The sequence below is a fragment of the Gordonia sp. SID5947 genome, assembly GCF_009862785.1.
In the GTDB taxonomy this organism is placed as follows: Bacteria; Actinomycetota; Actinomycetes; order Mycobacteriales; family Mycobacteriaceae; genus Gordonia.
In genome coordinates this window covers 2119214-2139793 of record NZ_WWHU01000001.1, presented here as the reverse complement: position 1 = coordinate 2139793, position 20580 = coordinate 2119214, and the positions used below count along the sequence as shown (strand labels likewise).

The window sequence follows — 20580 nt, the reverse complement described above, 5'->3', positions numbered from 1 at the left end:
TGAACGGTCGTTCGACGAGGTGAACGGAAGCTAGAAGAACGTTCCCGCAAACGGCGCCCGATCGGTGGCGAACGCGCGATCGAACGCTGTGAGGGTTTCCGCGGTGTCGGTCCACAGTCGCTCGGCGGCGGCGAACCTGCGTGCGCTCGTTCCTCCGAGAAAGATCGATCCGAGCACGGAGATGTCCAGGCGGACCGTCGGTGGTGCCGAACTCGGTGCCACGATCGCGTTGCCATCGCGAACAGAGACGTCGAAAACGCCTCCGCGCCCGCGGAACTCGTCGGTCACCTCGAGAACCATCTCGAGATCCGCCGGGTACCGACGCGAGCCGAGCGCACGCGGCACATCGAGGATGCGAAGCCACATGGTGTCGCGGACGCCGGTGATCGAGACCGCTCGATGATTCGTCAGGGAGACGGGTAGGGGATCGTCGACCGGGATCGACGCGGTCACGGTCGGCATGAGGTCGAGGCCCACCAGAACCCGCCAGAGGTCGGTGTGTGCCTCATCTGTCACAGCGACCACCTCGGCGATGTCCCCGCGGGTCGGTTCCACGGACTGATTGATCCGGTAGGACGCGTACCCGTCGGCGTGCAGCAGATAGTGCAGCCCGCTGCTACGGGCCGGACGCTGCGATTCGCGATCGGCAAGGATCGGATCCCACCACGATCGTGGTCGCGCCAGGGCGCCTGGACGGGTCGCCGTCCATCGCGAGTGGAGTTCGGGGACGTGGCGGGCCACTTCGTCGGTGGTGGCGTAATTGACAGGGGAGTGGCCGCGGTCCGCGCGGTGGCGCATCTTGGCCGCACCGAGGTCGACGGTGACGTCCTGCGCGAAGCATGTCGGGCCGAAGCCGAACCGTTCGTAGATGGTCGCCTCGCTCGCGGTCAGGATCGCGAAGACCTGGTCCTCTGCTTCCCACCGGTCGAACAGTTCGGTGATCATCGTGCGCAGGATTCCGCGCCGCCGGTGCGTTGCTGCGACCGACACCCACGAGAGACCGGCCGCGGGATGCGCCGCCCCGCCGGGCAGCGTCATGGCCATCCGATAGAACATCGAGACGCCGACGAGCGGTTGGCCGGCGAGTCCGTCCGGATCGCGCACCAGGACCACATCGGCGTCGTCGACCTTGCCACGCATGTCTGCCTGTTCGGCCGCCGACAGCGGGTTGGTCATCAGGAAGGCACGCGCGTCGGTCTCGAAGATCTCGTCCCAGTCCGCATCGGTGGCACGGGCCACGGTGAGCGCGGAGGAAGTGGCCTGCGGATTACTCACCTGTCAACCGTTTCACAGGCGGCCGAGGCCGGTGCGAGCAGCCCTGGCATCTCGCTGAGCGGGTGCGCATCCGGACCGGTCCGGTGGGGGCGAGGTGCTCCTTGGCAGACTGTCGTGGTGGCCACCATCCGAGTCGACGTCATCGACATCGACGATCCCGCCGATCCCCGGGTCGACGACTTCCGCGATCTGAATTCCGTCGACAGGCGACCCGATCTGCCCGCTCTACCGGGCGGCCGGGTGGGTAAGGGCCTGGTGATCGCGGAGGGTGTACTCGTCGCTCAGCGCATGATCGCCTCCAGGTTCGCACCCCACGCGTTCCTCGGCGTCGACAAGCGTCTCGCCGAGCTCTCCGACGATCTCACCGCGCCGTCGCTCGACGGTGTGCCCTTCTATCGCGCGACCGCGGAGGTGATGGCCGAGATCGTCGGCTTCCACCTGAACCGGGGTGTCCTCGGGGCGGCGCGTCGACCCGAGGCGCTGTCGGTGGCGGACGCGATCTCCGGGGCCCGGACCGTCGCGGTCCTCGAGGGCGTGAACGACCACGAGAACATCGGCAGCATCTTCCGCAACGCGGCAGGGCTCGAGGTGGACGCCGTGCTTTTCGGCGCGGGCTGCGCGGATCCGCTGTACCGACGGTGTGTCCGGGTCTCGATGGGGCATGCGCTGCTCGTTCCGTTCGCGCGGTTCGACGACTGGCCGAGAGGATTGAGCACGTTGGCGGACAACGAGTTCCGGCTGATCTCTCTCACCCCCGGTGACGGTGCCGTCGCGCTGTCGGAGGCGGTCGACGCGGCGAAGGTCGCCTTTCTGGTCGGCGCCGAGGGACCGGGATTGTCCGAGACCGCGATGCGCGCCAGCGATGTCCGTGCCCGGATACCGATGAGCCGCGGCACCGATTCGCTCAATGTGGCGACCGCGGCGGCGATCGCATTCTACGAACGTGCCCGATCGGGCACCATGGACGGATGATCTCGACCGATCGCGACAGCCGACGCATCCGCGTGTCGTCGCCGGATGCCGACCGGGTTGACGCTGAACCGACTCCGTGGGTTCTCGGTTTGATGGTGTCGGCGGTCTGCGCCCTGTTCGCGACCTGCCTGCTCGTGGGTGTCTACGAACTCATCGGTGGGGTGTGGAGCTGGCTCGGGCTGGCGGCCGTGGTGGTGGTCACCGTCGGCCTCGGATGGACCTTGTGGGATCTGCGTGAGCGGCCCGTGTGGCGCTGGATCGTATGGGGCAGCGTCATCGGTCTTCTCGCCGGTTTCGGGTCGTCGGTGGCACTGCTGGCGATGGGGCGATGACCCGCGCCGGTCGACAGAGGGCTCGATGACCGGGAACGTGCCGGATTTGCTCCGTCAGTTGCCGAATCCGAAGTAGCGGGCGATCCGTCCGCGTTGTCGTCGGGCGGGGCGGTCCTGCTCCTGTTCCGGCGCACCGGGATTCGGAGTGCCATCGGTATGGCCCTCGGTCGCCGTCTGACTGCGTCGCTGGTAATCCTGCCAATCCGATTCGGCCGGCACGTAATCGGCGGGGTGGATTGCGAACGCGGTGACCGGGATTCGGGACGCGTCGTGGTCGCCGTCGATCTGTGGCCGGGTGAACCGGAAGCCGAGCCACTCCCGATTCGCCTGTTCGGCGAGGTGCTGCGGGTGAAAGGGCAGCGCGAGGGGTTCCGGGGGGACGCCTGGCGCGTAGCGGAGTGGGTACTCACCGGCCCAGAAGTCGCGTTCGAACGGATACGGAAGGCCGCAATCCTCGAAGATGGTGACCGGGTCGGCGCCGAATGATCTGCGGAGTTCGCCGTTCTCCCACCTGGCGAACGTCCCGGTGGAGGTCTCGGGATCCGTGTAGAGCATCGTGTGTGCGGAACTCTGCCGAATGGACGAGATCGTCCGGGTCAGCGTCGAGGGCTGAGTGGTCGCGAACAGGGAGCAGGTGATGACGGCGAGCCGTCCGTACCAACCCGCGTACACATGGGCATCCTGTGCCGCTGCGGCGGTCGCGAGGTCGGTGTCCGCGAACGGGACGAGGACCCGGTCGCCATAGATCGCCTCTGCCAATTTCTGGGCGGCGACAACATCATTGGAGGGCGAAGCGAGTTCCGCGACCGGGTTGTCGCTGTCGATGAACCACAGGGTGACCGCGCGTGCAGACACGTCGCGAGGCTAGCTGTTGCCGTTGCTGCGGACGCCGAGCAGGACATCTTCCCACGCGGGAACGGCCGGCTTGCGCGACTTGCGCCGAGGCTTGGCGGCCGGAGCGGGAGCCTGACCGTCGGTGTGCTCACCCGACGCGGTGGTCGCTGCCGGCGCGGCCTCCTCGTCGTGGTCGGGGGTGTCGGCGGGCCGCGAATCGGGCTCGGTCCACGCCGCGTCGTCGTGGCCGCCGAAGTCGATGGCGACGGTGCCGTGCTCGTCGTGACCCGGCTGCGGTGATCCGCCACGGGTCCGCTGTGCATCGATGAGACGGTCGGCGTCGACGGTGACCTCGTCGTGTCCGTCTACGGCGGCCCGGGGATCGACGTCGATATGCGGTGCCAGGTCCGGGGTGGCCACCGGCGTCAGCCGTCTGCGCGGCGGGATGGACTCGGGATGGGTCAGCTCGTCGGCGAGGTCGTCGAGGGGATCGGCGGTGCCGCCGTGGGCGCCGGGCTGGAAACGCCAATGGGCGTGGTTGTCGGTGCGGCCGACGTGCCAGCCCACCTGCACCACCCAGTGGCCGTCGTCGCCCTTCCAGGCGTCCCATTCCACGTCCTGCTGGCTGTGGCCCATCGCGGTGAGAGCCTCGGCGACCACCTCACCGAGCGTCGAGACCGATGGACCGTCCTCGCGGATCGGATGCGACAGCGAGGCGAGCTCGGTCGCACGGGCGCGCTCCAAGAGAACCGGATGGGCGAAACGTTCGACCTTGTCGACCGGAACCCCGGCCAGTGCCGCGACCTCCGGCACACTTGCACCGGCCCGGATACGGGCCTGAATCTCTCGCGGCCTCAGTGAGCTTTCCATTTCGATCTCGATCTGCCCCAATCGTGAGATGTCACCGCGTGCCGCGGCGCGGAGGCGCTCATCGGCTGCGATCCGGTACTTCTCACCCGACTCCGGGTCCTGGCAGATCACATGGGTGCCATCGGCCTCGACGCCGATTACGCGTAGCTCACGCATCTGCTCCTCCTCCAGTGACCACGAGTGCGGGCATTGGGGTCAGGTTAGACCACCGTTGGCCTGTCGAGCCGCGGGACACGCGGCAAAACCGCAGATCAGCAAGGCTGTGGCGCGTGCTTCCACAGGGGCAGGTGTGTCACAAGTGACCCGCGTCCACCCTACCTCCCCACCCCAACCCCACTTCCCACCCGAACCCACACCCCACCCAAACCCACCCCAACTCCGCAGCCGCGACGGTTCCCGACATCCGCGCCCCCTTTTGAGGGTCGCGGATGTCGGGAACCGTCGCGGCTGCGGTGGGGAGCTACGAGGGGGAGGTGGGAGGCGTCAGAGTTTTCCGACGACGTGGTCGATGCACTCGGTCAGCTTGGTGACGTCGTCCGGCTCGATCGCCGGGAACATGCCGACGCGCAGCTGGTTGCGGCCGAGCTTGCGATAGGGCTCTGTGTCGACCACGCCATTGGCCCGCAGTGCCTTCGCGACCGCTGCGGCGTCGACCTCGTCGGTGAAGTCGATGGTCCCGACCACCTGGCTGCGCTGCGACGGATCGGTGACGAACGGCGTCGCGAACTCGCTGGCCTCGGCCCACTGGTACAGGCGCGAACTGCTGTCGGCGGTGCGCGAGACACACCAGTCGAGCCCGCCCTGGCCGAGCATCCACTGGATCTGGTTGTCGAGCAACAACAACGATGCAACGGCCGGGGTGTTGTAGGTCTGGTCCTTGCTGCTGTTGTCGACGGCGGTCGGCAGCGAGAGGAATTCCGGGCACCAGCGGTCGGTCTCGGCGATCTGCTCGATCCGTTCGATGGCCTTCGGGCTCATCAGCGCGATCCACAGCCCGCCGTCGGAGGCGAAGCACTTCTGCGGTGCGAAGTAGTAGACATCGGCGTCGGCGACATTCACCGGGAGGCCGCCGGCGCCCGAGGTGGCGTCGATTGCGACCAGGGCATCGTCCGAGCCGGCCGGTCGGGTGACCGGCACCGCCACGCCGGTGGAGGTCTCGTTGTGAGCCCATCCGATGAGGTCGATCCCACCGAAGTCGTCAGAGGTGAGAGCGGCCGGATCCGGTGCCGTGCCCGGGTCGGTCGAGATCACCGACGGCGAATCGAGGAATGGCGCCTTCTTGGCCACGGTGGCGAACTTCGACGAGAACTCGCCGTAGGTCAGGTGCAGCGACCGCTGCTTGATCAGGCCGAACGCCGCTGCGTCCCAGAACGCGGTGGTGCCGCCGTTGGAGATGACCACCTGATAGCCCTCCGGCAGAGCGAACAGATCGGCGAGCCCCGCGCGGATGGAACCCACGACGTTCTTCACCGGCGCCTGGCGGTGGCTGGTGCCGAACACCGACGCTCCGGTGTCGACGAGGGATTGCAGTTGCTCGGGGCGCACCTTGGACGGACCGCAACCGAAGCGGCCGTCCGACGGCAGGAGGTCGGCGGGGATCGTGATCGGTGCGGTGGCGGTGTCACTCATGAGCGCAATTCTAAGGCTGTGGCGCCGAACACCCCGTCGCGGTCCCTCGTCAGGGCCTCGCGCGGACGATCTCTGGCCCCGTATGCCGAGGGTCTTGACCGCGATTGAACACGCATTTAGTCTTTTGAACATGCGTTCAAGCAACGCCGACGACCGCACCACCCGTGCGCGTCTGCGTGACACCGCGATCGAGGTGTTCGCCCGCGACGGCTTCTCTGCAACGGTCCGGGCGATCGCCGAGGCCGCCGGCGTCAGTCCGGGGCTTGTGATCCATCACTTCGGAAGCAAGGAAAAACTGCGGACGGAGTGCGACGCGCATGTGCTGCGGCGAACCCGCGAGGTCAACGAGGCGAGTCTCGAAACACGTCCGGGTGCATCGGCATTCGCGGGCATGGTCGCCAAGATGGAATCGATCGACGAGGATGGGCCCCGCATCGTCTATCTCATCCGCAGTCTGCAGGCCGGCGGCGACATGGCACGCGAACTCCTCGATCATCTCGCCGACGACGCCGAGGAGACGTTCCGAGGGGGCGTGGCGGCCGGCACCATCCGTCCTTCTCGAGACGAGAAGGCGAGGGCGCGATACATGGTGGCCCAGTCCATGGGCGCGTTGCTGGTTGATGTGGTGATGCATCCACCCGACGACTGGTCGGACGCGGGCGCGATCCTGCGGTCCTACGTCGATCGCGTGGTTGTTCCCGCCACCGAGATGGCCGTTCACGGTGTCATGGCGGACGAATCCCTGCTCGACGCGGTCGTGGCCTACCGAGAGGAGAATGATGAGTCGTCAACATGACCCGGTGATCGATGTGGCCGGACTGCGTAAGCGGTTCGGATCCTTTCAGGCCCTCGATGGCCTCGACCTGCAGGTGCGTGCCGGTGAGGTGGCCGGTTTCCTCGGCCCCAACGGATCCGGAAAGTCGACGACGATCCGTGTCCTGCTGGGGATGTACCGGCACGATGGCGGGCGGGTCCGCGTCTTCGGTGCCGACCCGCTCACCGACGCGGTGGCGATCCATCGCCGCCTCGCGTATGTCCCGGGCGATGTGAGTCTGTGGCCGCAACTGACCGGCGGGGAATGCATCGACCTGTTGCTGTCGTTGCGCGATCTGAGATCCGAATCCGCCACGCGCAAGGCAGAACTCGTCGATCGATTCGAGCTCGATCCCACCAAGAAGGCATCGACCTACTCGAAAGGTAACCGGCAGAAGGTCGCGCTGATCGCTGCGTTGTGCGCCGACACCGAACTGTTGATCCTCGACGAACCGACCTCCGGGCTCGATCCGTTGATGACCCGCGCCTTTGCCGACTGCGTTGCCGAACGCGCCCGCACCGGGTCGGCCGTACTGATGTCGAGTCACATCCTCGCCGAGGTTGAGGAACTCTGTGAGACGGTGACGATCATCCGGGCGGGAAAGACGGTCCAATCGGGCACGCTCGCCGAGCTGAGACATCTACGCCGATCCCGTGTGACAGCAACGGTCACCGGAGACGCGTCGGGCCTGGGAGTTCTGCCCGACGTGCATGACCTCGAGATCGACGGCGACATCGTGAGTTTCACGGTTGCCGACGGTGGGATGGCAGCGGTCACGACAGCTCTGGCCGGCCTCCGCGTCCGGACTCTCGCGGTCGAGCCGCCGAGTCTCGAGGAACTGTTCCTGCACGCGTACGGAGACAAGGAGCCGGCATGATGGCCGCGCCGACCATCGCTCCGACGACCGCATCGTCTGGCCCGGGACCCGACCTCCTGGCGAAGGCCGGACGCCTCATGCGGCTGATGATCCACCGCGAGCGGTGGCTCATTCTGATCACGCTGGTCGTCTTCCTGTTGATCAACCTGTCCACCGCCGCCACCATCAACAGCTCGTACCCATCGGCCCAGGAGCGCACTGCGTTGCAGGTCGGGGCCGGATCCAACTCGGCCTTCCGGTTCCTGCTCGGCCCCCTGGAGCACATCGAGTCCGCGGCGGCGGTGACCGTGTGGCGGGCGGGACTCTTCATGATCGCCGCGCTCGCGGTATGCGCGGCGATGATGGTCGTGCGGCAGACGCGGAAGGAGGAGGAGCTCGGCCGGGCGGAACTGCTCCGCGCCGGCGCCACCGGCCCGTTGGCGCCGTTGTGGGCAGCGACCGTGGTGTCGACGGCCTTCTGCCTGGTCGTCGCGCTGGGGATGTCGGTCATGCTGTTCCCGCTCGGAGCAGGCGTCGGCGACGTGGTAGCAGTGTTCGCCCAGTACGCGACCACCGCGATGGCGGCTGTGGGGGTCGCATTGGTGGCGGCCCAGATCGCCAAGACGTCGCATATCGCGAATCTCACGGCCAGTTCTGTCGTCCTCGCGGGTTACGTGCTCCGCGGCGTCGCCGACGTCGACGACACGTGGGCGTGGTTGCGTTGGGTCACCCCGGTCGGGTGGGCTGAGCTCATCGATCCGTTCGGCGCCAACAACCCGTGGCCGGCCATCGCCTCACTTGCCGTCGCGGTGCTCGGTGTGGGCATCGCCGCCAGGTTCGCCCTCGGTCGAGACATGGATGCGGGATTGATCCAGCCACGTCCGGGGCCGGCGGCGTCGACGAGATTGACGTCGATCAGGGCCGTCGCGATTCGGTTGTCCGGGTCGCTGCTCGGTTCGTGGGTGTCGGCAATCACGTTGTACGCGTTGGTCATCGGATTCCTTCAGCCGTCGGTCGACGAGCTGGCCGGCGACAACGAACAGATGCGTCGCGTCCTGGAGCAGTCCGGTCTGCAGGGCAACTTGAGCACGATGTTCGGCTCCACGATGATGACCTTCCTCGCAGTCGCGGCGAGTGCGTGGTCGGTGAACCTGGTGACGCGGATGCGCTCGGAAGAAGTGTCGTCGCGCACCGAGGTCCTGCTCGTGACCCCGACGTCGAGATCGCGATATCTGACCGTGTACACGGCGACAGCTGTCGTCGGTGTCGTGGTGATCCTCATTGCCGCCGCCCTCGGCATGACGGTGGGCAACGGAGTGGCAGGCGGGGGTGGGGTTCACATCTCGGCGACAACCTCGCGGCAGCCGGCGTGCAGATCCCGGCCGCCTTGCTGATCGCCGGTATCGCAGTGGGCCTCTACGCAGTTCGCCCGAGCCTGGTCGCGGCGGGGTGGCTGGTGGTGATCGCCGCCCTGCTCCTCGGCCCCTTGTCGGGGATGTTCGGCCTGCCGCAGTGGGCGCGCGATCTCTCGCCGTTCACCCACGCTCCGGCGGTTCCACTGGAACCGATGCAGTGGCTGCCGATCGTGCTGTTGCTGGCCATCGCGGCATCGTTCGCCGTCGTCGCCCAACTCGCATTCTCGCGCCGCGACATCGGCTGACGCCATCACCTGGCGTTCTGGCCGCAGTTTCGTGTTCCGGCTTCGAGCTGGACCTGCGGCCAGAATCCGAACCTGCGGCCAGACTCAGCGACGAACCGCGTCAGAGGCCGGGTTTGACCAGCTCGCCCCAGCCCTGCACGTCCTCGGGACGACGGGGGCCGGGACCCGTGTAGATCGCGGCGGGACGGACGAGCTTGCCCAGGCGCTTCTGCTCGAGGATGTGCGCGCACCACCCTGCGGTGCGGCCACAGGTGAACATCGCCGGCATCATGTGCGTCGGAACCTCTGCGAAGTCGAGGATCACCGCGGCCCAGAACTCGACGTTGGTCTCGATGGCACGGTCGGGTCGGCGTTCGCGCAGTTCGGTCAACGCAGCCTGTTCGAGGGCGGCGGCCACCTCGTAGCGAGGCACATCGAGTTCTTGGGCGGTGCGGCGCAGCACCCGTGCACGCGGGTCTTCGGCCCGGTAGACCCGGTGGCCGAAGCCCATGAGCTTCTCCTTGCGGTCCAGTACGCCCCGCACCAGGCCGCGGGCGTCGCCGGTGCGTTCCACCTCCTCGATCATCGGGAGCACGCGCGCCGGTGCGCCGCCGTGGAGGGGCCCCGACATCGCACCTATCGCGCCCGACAGTGAGGCTGCGACGTCGGCGCCGGTGGACGCGATGACCCGGGCGGTGAAAGTGGAGGCGTTCAGTCCGTGTTCGGCGGCACTGACCCAGTAGGCGTCGATCGCCCGGATGTGCTTCGGATCCGGGTCGCCCTTCCAGCGGGTCATGAAGCGAGCGGTGACCGTGTCGCAGTCGTCGATCACGTGCTGGGGCACGGCCGGCTGATGGATACCGCGGGCCGACTGCGCAACGTAGGACAGTGCCATCACCGAGGCCCGGGCCAAATTGGCGCGGGCGGTGTCGTCGTCGATGTCGAGCAGAGGCTTGTATCCCCAGATCGGGGCGAGCATGGCCAGCGCTGCCTGCACGTCGACACGCACATCACCGGTATGGATGGGCAGTGGGAACGGTTCTGCCGGTGGTAGACCGTCGCCGAAGCGTCCATCCACGAGCAGCGCCCAGACATCGGCGAAGGTCACATGGTTTTCGACCAGATCTTCGATGTCGACCCCCCGATACCGGAGATTGCCGCCGTCTTTGTCCGGTTCGGCGATGTCGGTGGTGAAGGCGACCACGCCTTCGAGTCCTGGGACAAAATCGTCGGGAACACTGTTCGCCATCGTGACCACCTATCTCGAAACACGTCTTCGTGGGCGGCGCTGTCGGTGATGTCCGGCGTACCGGACCGAGCACCCACTTGGACTCTAGGGCAGCGCCGCGTCCTTGGGCATACTGGGGAGTAACAGGCGTGTCCACGGAGTAGCCTCACGCTCGTGCCGGATGAACCGATCGACCTGCCGAACATGCGTGTCGGCTATGGGGGTGGGATTCCGCCCAACATCGGCGAGGGTGACCGTGCCGCGGGCGCCGACGGAATCCGAGAGAACCTGGACCCGAGTTGGCTCCGCGGGGATCCACCGTGGGTGGACCTGTTCACTGTCTGGCTCCGCGAGGCGATCGAGGCGCGGATCCCCGAACCCAATGCGATGGTGCTCGGGACGGTCGACGCCGACGGTCATCCCGCGACCCGGACGGTGCTGTGCAAGGGCGCCGATGCCGCCGGCATCGTGTTCTTCACCGGCTATGACTCGGACAAGGGGCGCCATCTTGCCGGGAATCCGTATGCGTCGGTGACCTTCCCGTGGATCGCGCTCGAGCGGCAGGTCAATGTCCGCGGTCGCGTAGCTCACGTCGGCATGGAGGAGACGCAGGCGTACTGGTTCAACCGCCCGCGCGGGTCGCAACTGTCCGCGTACGCCTCCGACCAGTCACAGCCGATCGATAGCCGAACCGATCTCGAGGCCAAAGCCGCTGCGGTGGCGCGGGAATTCGGCGGTTTCGACGATGGTGTCGAGATCCCGGTCCCGTCGGACTGGGGAGGTTTCCGTCTGGTGCCCGAGATGGTGGAGTTCTGGCAGGGGCGCGCGAACCGGCTGCACAACCGCGTCCGACTGACGTTGCTCGACGACGGCTGGCGGGCCGAGCGGTTGCAGCCGTGATGAGGGGACCGGACCGGACCTGTATGCGGTCAGCGGCCGATGTTGTCGATGTGTATGTTGAACGCGGCGCCGGGACGACGGAGGAGGCTCACCGAATGGGTATCCAGGGCGGCGGTACGCGGTGTGTTCACGGCCCGGCCAATCCGTCCATGAAGTGATACGCCACCGAACTCGGCACGCTGTTGAGGTTGACCGAGCGCGTGCCGATGGCGGCGGCGAGGCCGATTGCCAAAGCGAACTCACCCGCTGTCGGGGCGCGAGACCCGGTCCACGCTCGCGGAGTCATCACGTCGATGCGACCGTCGTCATATCGACGAAGAGCCAGTTGAAGGGGCCGTTTGCGTGCCCCACGGTAGAGAATCATCTGTCGGGTACGCGTGTGGTCGTCGGCGACCAGTCGCAGCACGTCGCCGAACGCGTCGACCACCACGAATTGGTGGGGGATTCGTGAGAATTCTTCGCGCACAACATAAGTGAGAACGACCTGCGTTTCGCCCACCATCACACGTAGATCGGAGGGCTCAGCCGTCCCGATCGGTAGATTGTCATCGCGGATGGGTCCGATTCGCTCTACCTGGATGGTCGGGACGCCGGCGCCGTGCACCCGGACGGTCGTGCCGCTGTGCGCGACGAGGACGCGGACCTCGCCACACGCCGGAACAGTCACCGACATCAGCCGGCCCTCAGAGCTATCGGGATCGATCGCGCCGCGGAATGTGACTTCCACGTTGTCCGACGACCCAAGGGCGATTTGCCGAAGTGGTGGCACGAATCCGAGGGCCGCCGCGATGTCAGGACGGTACTCCCACATGCATCGGCCGATCTCGCTGTATTTCTGGGTGTCGACAAAGAGCGTCGGATCAATGTAGATGGTGGAGCGTTTCGATCGAGTCCGGGACTGACGGCCAATACGTCGCAGCGGGAACGGTTGCGAGTGTTGCCAGACACTTCCATCACCGACAACGCATCTCGTGTGGACGCGGGGGACGCCCAGTAGTCGAGCTGGGGTCGGATCGAGCGGATGCGGAACGACCGCCCGCATGGATTCCCATGCGAGGAACTCAGACCACGACCTGGTGGTGACCAGCAGTCCGGTGGTCATGACCGTCAGGTGGCATCCGACCCACCGCGTTCGCGTGACTGGTAATCCGACGAGCCGGAACAGCGCGAACAGCAGCGGCCGTAGAGCGACGAGCGTCCCTGCCACCACCCCCAGCATGACCGCGGTGGTGGCCGGTTCGGCCCCCCAGACGAACACCGCGCCCCAGGTTCCGGTGGCGGCCAAAGAAAGCGCCACGACAACGACGCGCAGGACTTGTAGCCGGTGCCATCCTCTGTCAGGAAGCCGGGCTTCGGCGAGCCACACGTCGCTCTGTGTTTCGTGGGTCTCGGCGCGGGACCGCGTCATCGGCGCATCGGGGCTTGGGGCAACAGCCACGCAATACCTCCCGAGTACCGAGAGCAGTCGGGAATACTCGAAGGATTCGGCAAATGCTGCCACATCGACGATGACGACCGCTGGCTCACCATCTCCATGCTTCGCCCAGTCGCCCACGGCTCGCCAGGTCCACCGTCTACGAACGATAGTGCCGTCGCCGATGATTTCCGTCGAGGCTCCGAGGATGTCGTCGGTCAGAGCCGCCTGATTGCGCGACCGCATCGCTGGTGGCACAAACTGCACGTTCGCCCACGGTAGGTACTGGGTCGTGTGGGGTGTGTCGAGGATCAGTCCTTTCTCGGTCACCACGATGTGTCGGCCAAGAGGACGGATGCGATCGAACGGGATTCCCGTCAAACGCTTGACATTCTGTGGGCGACGGAACGTATAGAGCGGAAGGAAAACCAGCGTCACCCACGCCAGCGCGACTATCGACCAGTTGGCCAGATCGACTTCAGATGTGAAGAGGCCAGAGGTCGTGAACAACATGATCACCGTCGTCACTATGAACACATAGGTCAACAGGTAGCCGCGTCGGGGACGCAGATATGCGGCAGCCACCCATCCACTCGCTGTGCGAGATGAGCTCCCTTCTGCCTGAGCGTTGGTGGTGACCGAATCCAGGTCCAACAGGGTTTTCATAGCGACAGCGTCGTCGGGTAGCCGGCGTTGTCGTCGGTAGCGCCCATTGACGTCGCCTCAGTGTCCATGGGACCAAGTTCTTCCCGAAAGGGTTCGATCAGTCCGAACAGCGCTCCAACTGGATCCCGGAGCAAAGCCGTGCCACCGATCGGCAGGTCGACTCGTTCTGCAAGCTGAGTGGCGCCGAGCGCTTTGGCGTGGATCAACGAAGACGAGAGGTCATCAACTTGGAAGTAAACACGCCAATACGGTTCTGTGTCTGAGGCGACGACGCCTGCGAGGAGTACGTCCGGCCGTGCGAACACCCGGTAGGCCGCACTGCCGGCGGCGGAGATACTGTCCGGGAAGCAATCGAACAGTTGACAATAGAACTTGGCGATGTCGGCTGGGTGCCGAGTCGACAGTTCGAACCAGGCTGGCGCGTGCCTTCGCCCGCCGGCGAAACCTGACAGCCCCATGGATTCCCACAGGCCGAAGCCGGCGCCATGGGGGTCGACCACCGCGGCGACCGTCGCGAGTCTTTGGCCGTATGTCTCTGGGCCCCAGATCACGTCGCCGTCTGTCGGCGGGTCCGCGGCGAGGTGGTCGAAACTATTGACACGGAAGTACGGGAACCAGTGGGCGGGGAGTTCTCTTGCGTCCTCGGGAATCTCCAGAACGCCGCAAGTGGGTTCTCCGTCGAGCACGCCGATCGTCCCACCGGCCTCGAATGTCCACCCAAACAATTCTTGGTAAAACGCCTGTGTGCGCTCGCTTTGTCGGGTGGTCAGGTCAACCCAGCACGGGATTCCGGAGGTGGCTGCTGCCGAGATGGGGAGTAGGCGCACGGTCATGGTGCGCCCTCTTTCAGGACCTTGTCTGGCGGCGCGGGCGCCGTTTCGGCATGTTGTGTGTTGGGGGCAGCCGTGGCGGCATGGTGTTCTCCGCTGCGTGTTGCCTCAGGTGTAAGGCCTTGGCGGTCGGCGGGATACCACACGACCGGTGGTGCGGGGTCGTCGCTGACGTCGAGGTCTTTCCAGATGCCGACGCCCTGATCGACGGTAGCCGGATCAGATCGCTTCTGAACGGACTGGCCTATATGGTTTCCGGCGTATGTGGCCGGGACCCACCACGTAGCGCCGGAGAGTGCGGCGTTTGCGAACTCGCCGTACTTGGTTGTTGTACTGGCCATACCCCAACCGGTCACCGCTTTGGTAGGTGTCGCCCACTTTGCGAAGAGCAGGGTGGCAGCGCCGCCGGTGAAGCCGGCGAGTCCGATCTTGCCGGGGTCGTAATCCGAGCCTGCAATCGCGTTCTTGACCAACTGCCGCTCCGCCTCGAGTCCTACTGAGACCGCAGCGCCCGTGGTGACGCTCTTGGTCAGTTCTGCGAGAATCGCACGCGCTGAGGTTCCCCCGAGGAGTTCGAGGGCGGCTGTGCCCGACAGATTCTGAAGGATACGTTGAAGTGCTGCCGCCATCGCACGCTTCGCCGATTCGCGCACGCCGAGCATGATGACCCTGCTCAACATGGCGCGCATCGAAATCTCTGCGGCGGCAGCCCAATTGATGAAGGCCGACGCAAGGGCGACAGCAATGAATGCCAACAACGACATCAGCTCGACGATGAAGCTGATCTTCATCGCCAGGACGATGTCCGAGGCCTTCTGGGCGCCTTGAGCGAGGTACTCCGCGTCGTCGATCACCTCGTACAACGATTTCTCGCCGTTGAAGAATTCGTCGAGGTTCGTTTTCAGCGCCTGGTGGGTATCGCCCTCGATCGAATCAAGTACAAGGACGGCGGCACTCTGCAACTCCGAAGCGACCGACGTCAGTTCGTCGGCGTAGTCGCCCCAATACTCACTCATTCGAGCTAGGGCGGTCTCATCGCCTTCTGGCCACGTCATGCCGGTCAACGACAGGGGCCACGTCAATTCGCCGGGCAACTCCATTCCCATGGTCTACCTCGGTCCACTCGACCCATAAGAGTTCACGTTGTCGTTCTCGGTCCGCGAGAAGGCGTCGGCGGCGAGGGTCACGGCGTCACCGACTCGGTCGAGTCGTTTGCTGTGTTCGGTCGAGTTCTCGAACGTGGTTTGCGCCTTCGGGGCGTACCCGTGTTCGAATTCTTGGCCGACATCATCGCTGCCCCAACAATTGCCTTCGCCCTGAAGTTGGCCGGTCAGCTTCAGTTCTGCGTCGCTCAGACGATCTGCCAGTCCGTGGAAGCGTGGTGAGTAGCTGCGGAACGTCTCGATGTCGACTTTCAGATGGTCACTCATCGGTCGAATCTCCTCGTCGGCTGTCCTGCGATGTCGGGCTCACCAGGCCCGGTCCTGGAATCCATTCGACGGGCGCTCAGGCCGTTCCTCGGCGTCCTCGAAATAGACCTCTTGATCATCGGGTTCGGTCCGGCGCCGGCCGGGCGGGGTCAGTGGTGGTTGTGGACGTGACCCCAGGAGGTCGTCGATGTCGGGCAGTCCGGCCAGAAAGTCCGAGGCAAGTCCGGCGAAGGCGTCTTTGGACCGGGGGAACGCCGCCTGCTGTTGGTTGATCGGGTCCCACACTTCGGCCAACTGTTCGTCTACTTCGGCAGCGGCCTTCTGAGCAGCCGCGGTGATCGCTTCGCCGAGGTGTTTGCCGGTGACCTGGGTCAACGCGTCGTCGACGAGGACCTCGGTGACGATGCCGCGCGCGTTGACCGAGACCGTGATCTGGCCGTCGAGCCCGGTCGCGGTCGCGGTGAGTGCCAGAGCGCGGTGTTGAGCTTCCGAGATCCGGCTGACCATGGAATTCAAATTGCCCATCAGTTCATCGACGTCGTCTGCGTTGCGAGGAAACTCCACGCCGACCCTCCTGTCCGCTTTGCCGGGACGATATCAGGGGGTGGATCCGGAATCGAGGCGGAGATTCGTCCGTTCGGTCGGCCGTCGTTCGTCTGAATGAAACGGACTGGGGGCCTTCGCTGTTTCTTGCCCGATTATCACAGCGATCGTGCCGAGGGAGGCGCCACCAAGCCCGGAGCTTCCGCGCCGCCCGTAGACTGGCCGATCAGTAAACCGGGGGAGGTTAGATGACCGACAGCGAGCATGACCGAGGGCAAGGGTGGGGTGTCCCGCCACCGCCGCCGCGCGTGCGGATTCAGCTACCGCCCGTCGGCGCGTCCTGGCCGCGCCCGTCAGTCGACCCAGAGGTTGCGGAGAAGCTGAGGTCGGACCTGCGTAAAGCGGCCGCGATCGAACACCGCCGTCGCATCGAAGATGAGGCGATCGAAAGCCCCGAACCCGCTGCCGACAGCGGAGCCCGCGACGCGCACGCTGAGCTGTGGCAACTCGTTCCAGCGATGCGCGCGAGCTTGGCCACGCTCGCGAAGTACCGTCAACAACTGAGTGATTCCGGCGCTGACATGTCCTTCATCGACGAGCTGACAAAGGACATTGACCGGATGGATGGGATCGCCGAACGTGGGCTTGGTCTCCACAAAGAATTCTGAACTGGCACAGACGGAGGGGAAGCCGTGACAAGCCCGGATGTTGTTGGTGAGCTGTGCGAGCAAGGGCTCGCAGCAGAGATGGCCGGTCGTGTCGACGAAGCGGCGCTTCACTACGAGCGTGCATGGAATGACGCCGAGTCATCTTTCGACCGTTGCCTGGCCGCGCACTACTGCGCGCGCACTGCACCGACCGCAGAAGAGCGGCTTCGGTGGACCCGCGTGAGCGTCGAGTTCTCTTCCGAGATCGCCGAAGCGGGAAACGACGAACGTATCTATTCACTTCTGCCGGCGCTGCAGATCGCACATGCAGCAGCGTTGCTCACCAACGGCGACAAATCGGCGGCACGAAACGCGTACCTTCGCGCCGCCGACTCGGTGTACTTACTACACGGGCGAAGTGCGGATGCGATGGTTCTCCACTCCACGATCTATGAGGGGCTCTCTGCAACCGGGTTCGTACCGCAAGGGGCCTCACGTGAGTTCTTCGAGTTGGTGGAGTCACTCAAGACGGGCGATGCGTGGGGCCCGCTCGCGGTTGTTCTCAGTGCGTTCGTTCAGAACTCCGGGACCGATGAGGCAGTCGCACATTTCGCGATCACATTGCGAGAGCTATATGCAACGGGACTCTTGAATCCCACCGACCAGAAGTTGCTCCGTGACGCCGTCGGGGCTGCGCAGAAACAGATGCAGGCTGACTCAGCAAGGATTGAGGACGCAGCACCAAGTCAAGACCCCGGCGACGTTTCGTCGGCGCAACCCATACGAGACGATGCCGATCCGTTCGGCGCGGACAGCCCGAACGTCGCCTTCAGGATCTGACCGCGCCGGTCAGCTGTCGGTCTGCGCGGCCGCCCGGCGTTCCCTCACTGCCTGGACTGCCCTGGCGATACAGTTGTCGACTTCGCGTCCGAGAAGTTGACGGTCGGCCGCGATCGCTCGCGTCCCCACGTCTTTCGTCACCAGGTATTGGCCGTCTCCAGCCTTGTGTTCCCACAAGACGTGGAACCAACGTTTGTCGTATCCGTAGTCGGTTAGTCGAAAGGGATTGACTTGAACGAAGGCCGAGAACTCGGTATCCAGCTGCTGGAACTCAGTTGCCGGGTCACTGGTCCCGACCTCGTTTCGCGACAGTAAGCTGCCGGTGCGGCGGTCCTCGGTTCCAGTGGGCTTCTCAATGACCACTTCCTTCAGGCGACCCGCAGGCTGCTCCGGAGTGAAGCTGAGCATCGCGCTACCCAACTGTGTCGCGTCAGTCTCGTAAATGACAATGTCGGTCGCTTTGGTGGGGTTCGACTTCTGGATCGCGACGAAGCCGTCGTCGCCCTGGCGGACTGCGTTGATGCGAATCTTGGTCGTCGCCTTGCCGTCTTTCACGAACACCCCGTACAACTGGGCACTGATATCCGGGTGCATCGAACTCTGGACCCATCGTGTGAGGTGAACGGGTGGTTCGGTGTGCAGGCTTTCCAGCGTTTCGCGCTCCTTGCGCTCGACCTCATCGCCATCCTGCGCGTCGATATGCGTGATGAACGGATAAGGCATCGTGTCCAGGCCGTACGCGCGGCAGAACAGGCGAACTGTCAATGAGTCCACTCGCCCGATCGGCCGCAGCCCGTTCTCACTGGTCATCTGCCCCAGTCTCCTCTCGCCTGCCCGTCGGACCTTCGGTAGTGTAGCCGCGAGCGGGGGTGTGCCGAGCTCCGCTGGCGCGTGGAAGGGGGACGCCGTGTGTGGCAAGGACGAATACGAGAATCCATTCGCGAAACTCGATCCGGACGACGCGAGCAAGCTGGGAAAGTCGCCGACTTTAGCCCGTGACGGTGCGCCGTCTCCGGCCGGCACGAGCGACATGCCTGCCATCACCACCGAGCCGTGGACTAATCGGGGCGTCTATTCAGAGTTCTCGCAGATCTCCGATCCACTTCACACGATGAACGAAGGTCTCGTTCACACGGTTGCGCAGAATTGGAAAACCGTGGCAGCCACGCTGCAGCAGCAACACACAGCCTTCTTTGATTCCATCGCGAGAATCAACCATTGGAAAGGCGATGGCGCAGACGCGGCACAGCGGACCATGACCAGCCTGGCGTCGGCGCTGGCGGATCTGCAGGCTCGCACCCAATTCATGGGCGACGTCATGCAGAACGCCGCAGACACTGTGAACGTCGTTAAGAACAACATTCCCACCACACATGAGGTGGCCTCGAAGCTGGAGGATGCCGGCGCGACGTATGCGCAGCGAGAGGACGCTAAAGATCAGCTGTTGGAATGGGCTTCACAACAGATGACCGCGGCTTACGATCCCGGCATTCGTCAGGTCGCCGCGGCCGCTCCGATGTTCAGCTCCCCAGTCGACAAGAGCAACCCGAACATGCCCGGCGCACCCTCTTCGCCGGGCGGGCTCGGAGGAGGGCCGAGCGGAACTGGTGGCGCGCCGCCGCCGGGAGGCGGTGGAGGCGTCCCAGATCTGTCTTCACTGATGGCAAAGACCCCGGAGAATACCTCCGAGACCGCCTCGCTGAAGTCGACGCCGACCGTTCCATCGGGTCTGACGTCGGGTCTTCAGCAAGCAGGCAATCTCGGGCAGTCCGCTGCTGGGCAGGCACAGAGCGCTGTCGACAAGCTCAAGTCGTTGGCCAAGAATCCGCTGGCAACTCCTGGTCTGCATGCGCTCGATGCCTTGAAGAAGGGTCTGCCGGGCGGCGCCGCTGCCCTCGGCAAACTCGGTGGTGGTGGCGGTAAGGGTGGTGGGGCCGGAGCCGTGGGTAAGTTCGGTGGCGCAGCCCAGGGGTTGTCTGAGCTGGAGAAAACAGCGATGGCGCGTGGGGCGAAGTCGATTGCCGACGCCGAGCGGGCTGCGTTGTCGGGTGCTCGCGGTGCGTCGCCCTCAGTCGGCGGTCCCATGGGTGCCGGCGGCGCCGGTGGTGCGCGGGGCGCGGGCGGCGAAGACAAAGAGCACAAGGCGAACAAGTTCTTGCAGACGACGCGCAATGGCGCAGAGCTGGTGGGTGTTCCCCCGCAGTGACTGCGCCGGTGATCAAGGAAACGTGAGAGGCGTATTCGTGGGTGTTGGTGTGGCGCGGTGGCGTGCGGTCGGGGTGGCCTGTGCGGCTGCGGTTCTCGGGTTGGTGACGGTTGTCGGCTGTGCGTCGGACACGGATTCGGGTTCGTCGTCGGCGACTGCGGCGAGTCCGTCGTCGTCGGTGGTGATCACTGGGCCGGAGGGTACTGCCACGATGCAGAACCCGGCACCGTATCTGTCGTTGTGGAATCCGTGTTCGTTGCCGAAGTCGGTGCCGGAAGCAGTTGGTCTGGAAGATGATCCCCGTACCGTGCAGCTGAATCCGTGGCAATTTTGCGAATACCATACGTTGCCCGATCACGCTGACGATCCGAGCTACGGAATCACGGTTGGGGTGACTACCCAGGCGTTTGACCAGGTGAAAAAGAACTCGGCGTATTCGAATGTTCGACCTACCACGGTTGGCCAAGAGCATCCAGCCTTCATTGCTGATCGCCAGGGTGTGGGGTCGGGCGCTGGTATGGGTATCGGATGGGGAACCTCGTTCGGAACTGTGACGGTGGACACTGCTCCGCTCGGTGGTTCAGGTCCGTTCGACATGGAAGCACTCCTGCGCAAGTTTGTCGGTCTTGCGTATCCATACGTTCCACGATGAGGA

At 65.2% G+C, this 20580-nt stretch carries 23 protein-coding genes; 11 read left to right on the top strand and 12 right to left on the bottom strand.

Going from position 1 to position 20580, the window contains the following annotated elements; translation table 11 throughout:
• Nucleotides 1-30: 30 nt before the first annotated feature.
• On the bottom strand, nucleotides 31-1275 hold the full coding sequence (locus tag GTV32_RS09900) for a GNAT family N-acetyltransferase (RefSeq protein WP_161060174.1): 1245 nt from the start codon (nucleotides 1273-1275) through the stop codon (nucleotides 31-33).
• Nucleotides 1276-1392: 117 nt separating this feature from the next.
• On the opposite strand from GTV32_RS09900, the gene GTV32_RS09895 reads away from it, so the two are divergent.
• Nucleotides 1393-2247: an RNA methyltransferase gene (locus tag GTV32_RS09895; protein WP_161060172.1), complete on the top strand. Its 855-nt coding sequence runs from the start codon at nucleotides 1393-1395 to the stop codon at nucleotides 2245-2247.
• The gene (locus tag GTV32_RS09890; protein ID WP_161060170.1) at nucleotides 2244-2579 is read left to right on the top strand and encodes a DUF2537 domain-containing protein; all 336 of its coding nucleotides are present in this window, start codon (nucleotides 2244-2246) and stop codon (nucleotides 2577-2579) included. Before GTV32_RS09895 ends, GTV32_RS09890 begins: the two co-directional genes overlap by 4 nt.
• A gap of 54 nt (nucleotides 2580-2633) precedes the next feature.
• On the opposite strand, the gene GTV32_RS09885 is transcribed toward GTV32_RS09890, so the two are convergent.
• The 3 genes from GTV32_RS09885 to serC form a co-directional block, all read right to left on the bottom strand.
• Nucleotides 2634-3434 (bottom strand): hypothetical protein, encoded by an 801-nt coding sequence (locus GTV32_RS09885; RefSeq protein ID WP_161060168.1) that lies wholly within the window; start codon nucleotides 3432-3434, stop codon nucleotides 2634-2636.
• A 9-nt stretch (nucleotides 3435-3443) separates the two neighbouring features.
• Entirely contained in the window at nucleotides 3444-4439 is a 996-nt protein-coding gene (gene sepH / locus GTV32_RS09880) for a septation protein SepH (RefSeq protein ID WP_161060166.1), read from the bottom strand.
• Between the two features lie 327 nt (nucleotides 4440-4766).
• Complete coding sequence (gene serC, locus GTV32_RS09875) at nucleotides 4767-5912, bottom strand: phosphoserine transaminase (protein ID WP_161060164.1); 1146 nt, start codon at nucleotides 5910-5912, stop codon at nucleotides 4767-4769.
• Between the two features lie 130 nt (nucleotides 5913-6042).
• On the opposite strand from serC, the gene GTV32_RS09870 reads away from it, so the two are divergent.
• The 4 genes from GTV32_RS09870 to GTV32_RS23390 are packed head-to-tail and all read left to right on the top strand — an operon-like array spanning nucleotide 6043 to nucleotide 9242.
• On the top strand, nucleotides 6043-6708 hold the full coding sequence (locus GTV32_RS09870) for a TetR family transcriptional regulator (RefSeq protein WP_161060162.1): 666 nt from the start codon (nucleotides 6043-6045) through the stop codon (nucleotides 6706-6708).
• Nucleotides 6692-7603 (top strand): ABC transporter ATP-binding protein, encoded by a 912-nt coding sequence (locus tag GTV32_RS09865; RefSeq protein ID WP_161060160.1) that lies wholly within the window; start codon nucleotides 6692-6694, stop codon nucleotides 7601-7603. The genes GTV32_RS09870 and GTV32_RS09865 overlap by 17 nt, the downstream gene beginning before the upstream one ends.
• Nucleotides 7600-8976, top strand: coding sequence for an ABC transporter permease (locus GTV32_RS09860; RefSeq protein WP_237421510.1), 1377 nt, complete (start codon nucleotides 7600-7602; stop codon nucleotides 8974-8976). Before GTV32_RS09865 ends, GTV32_RS09860 begins: the two co-directional genes overlap by 4 nt.
• A complete protein-coding gene (locus tag GTV32_RS23390; RefSeq protein WP_237421509.1) occupies nucleotides 8952-9242 on the top strand; it encodes a hypothetical protein in 291 nt (96 codons plus the stop codon). Before GTV32_RS09860 ends, GTV32_RS23390 begins: the two co-directional genes overlap by 25 nt.
• 100 nt (nucleotides 9243-9342) lie before the next feature.
• On the opposite strand, the gene GTV32_RS09855 is transcribed toward GTV32_RS23390, so the two are convergent.
• Nucleotides 9343-10470, bottom strand: a complete 1128-nt coding sequence (locus GTV32_RS09855; protein ID WP_161060158.1) for a citrate synthase 2 — start codon at nucleotides 10468-10470, stop codon at nucleotides 9343-9345.
• 183 nt (nucleotides 10471-10653) lie between these two features.
• Between GTV32_RS09855 and pdxH the strand changes: the two genes are divergently transcribed.
• Nucleotides 10654-11349: a pyridoxamine 5'-phosphate oxidase gene (pdxH, locus tag GTV32_RS09850; RefSeq protein WP_161062436.1), complete on the top strand. Its 696-nt coding sequence runs from the start codon at nucleotides 10654-10656 to the stop codon at nucleotides 11347-11349.
• Between the two features lie 127 nt (nucleotides 11350-11476).
• Here pdxH and GTV32_RS09845 read toward each other — a convergent pair whose 3' ends face one another.
• Genes GTV32_RS09845 through GTV32_RS09825 form a run of 5 tightly spaced genes read right to left on the bottom strand, consistent with a single transcriptional unit; the run spans nucleotide 11477 to nucleotide 16253 of the window.
• On the bottom strand, nucleotides 11477-13429 hold the full coding sequence (locus GTV32_RS09845; RefSeq protein WP_161060156.1) for a hypothetical protein: 1953 nt from the start codon (nucleotides 13427-13429) through the stop codon (nucleotides 11477-11479).
• Nucleotides 13426-14262: a VOC family protein gene (locus GTV32_RS09840; protein WP_161060154.1), complete on the bottom strand. Its 837-nt coding sequence runs from the start codon at nucleotides 14260-14262 to the stop codon at nucleotides 13426-13428. Before GTV32_RS09840 ends, GTV32_RS09845 begins: the two co-directional genes overlap by 4 nt.
• On the bottom strand, nucleotides 14259-15365 hold the full coding sequence (locus GTV32_RS09835) for a hypothetical protein (protein ID WP_161060152.1): 1107 nt from the start codon (nucleotides 15363-15365) through the stop codon (nucleotides 14259-14261). Before GTV32_RS09835 ends, GTV32_RS09840 begins: the two co-directional genes overlap by 4 nt.
• A gap of 3 nt (nucleotides 15366-15368) precedes the next feature.
• A complete protein-coding gene (locus GTV32_RS09830; RefSeq protein ID WP_161060150.1) occupies nucleotides 15369-15689 on the bottom strand; it encodes a hypothetical protein in 321 nt (106 codons plus the stop codon).
• 39 nt (nucleotides 15690-15728) lie between these two features.
• The gene (locus GTV32_RS09825) at nucleotides 15729-16253 is read right to left on the bottom strand and encodes a YbaB/EbfC family nucleoid-associated protein (RefSeq protein ID WP_161060148.1); all 525 of its coding nucleotides are present in this window, start codon (nucleotides 16251-16253) and stop codon (nucleotides 15729-15731) included.
• A 227-nt stretch (nucleotides 16254-16480) separates the two neighbouring features.
• On the opposite strand from GTV32_RS09825, the gene GTV32_RS09820 reads away from it, so the two are divergent.
• Both GTV32_RS09820 and GTV32_RS09815 read left to right on the top strand, forming a co-directional pair.
• Nucleotides 16481-16900 carry a hypothetical protein gene (locus GTV32_RS09820; protein ID WP_161060146.1) on the top strand — a complete coding sequence of 140 codons (420 nt, stop codon included), beginning with the start codon at nucleotides 16481-16483 and terminating at the stop codon, nucleotides 16898-16900.
• A 24-nt stretch (nucleotides 16901-16924) separates the two neighbouring features.
• The gene (locus GTV32_RS09815; protein ID WP_161060144.1) at nucleotides 16925-17719 is read left to right on the top strand and encodes a hypothetical protein; all 795 of its coding nucleotides are present in this window, start codon (nucleotides 16925-16927) and stop codon (nucleotides 17717-17719) included.
• Between the two features lie 9 nt (nucleotides 17720-17728).
• On the opposite strand, the gene GTV32_RS09810 is transcribed toward GTV32_RS09815, so the two are convergent.
• A complete protein-coding gene (locus tag GTV32_RS09810) occupies nucleotides 17729-18529 on the bottom strand; it encodes an ESX secretion-associated protein EspG (RefSeq protein ID WP_161060142.1) in 801 nt (266 codons plus the stop codon).
• A gap of 97 nt (nucleotides 18530-18626) precedes the next feature.
• Between GTV32_RS09810 and GTV32_RS09805 the strand changes: the two genes are divergently transcribed.
• Nucleotides 18627-19925, top strand: coding sequence for a hypothetical protein (locus GTV32_RS09805; protein ID WP_161060140.1), 1299 nt, complete (start codon nucleotides 18627-18629; stop codon nucleotides 19923-19925).
• Nucleotides 19926-19937: 12 nt separating this feature from the next.
• On the opposite strand, the gene GTV32_RS24010 is transcribed toward GTV32_RS09805, so the two are convergent.
• Nucleotides 19938-20114, bottom strand: a complete 177-nt coding sequence (locus GTV32_RS24010) for a hypothetical protein (protein ID WP_343287467.1) — start codon at nucleotides 20112-20114, stop codon at nucleotides 19938-19940.
• Between GTV32_RS24010 and GTV32_RS09800 the strand changes: the two genes are divergently transcribed.
• Nucleotides 20029-20577 (top strand): DUF3558 family protein, encoded by a 549-nt coding sequence (locus GTV32_RS09800; protein WP_343287446.1) that lies wholly within the window; start codon nucleotides 20029-20031, stop codon nucleotides 20575-20577. The two genes, GTV32_RS24010 and GTV32_RS09800, sit on opposite strands and share 86 nt — an antisense overlap.
• Nucleotides 20578-20580 lie beyond the last annotated feature (3 nt).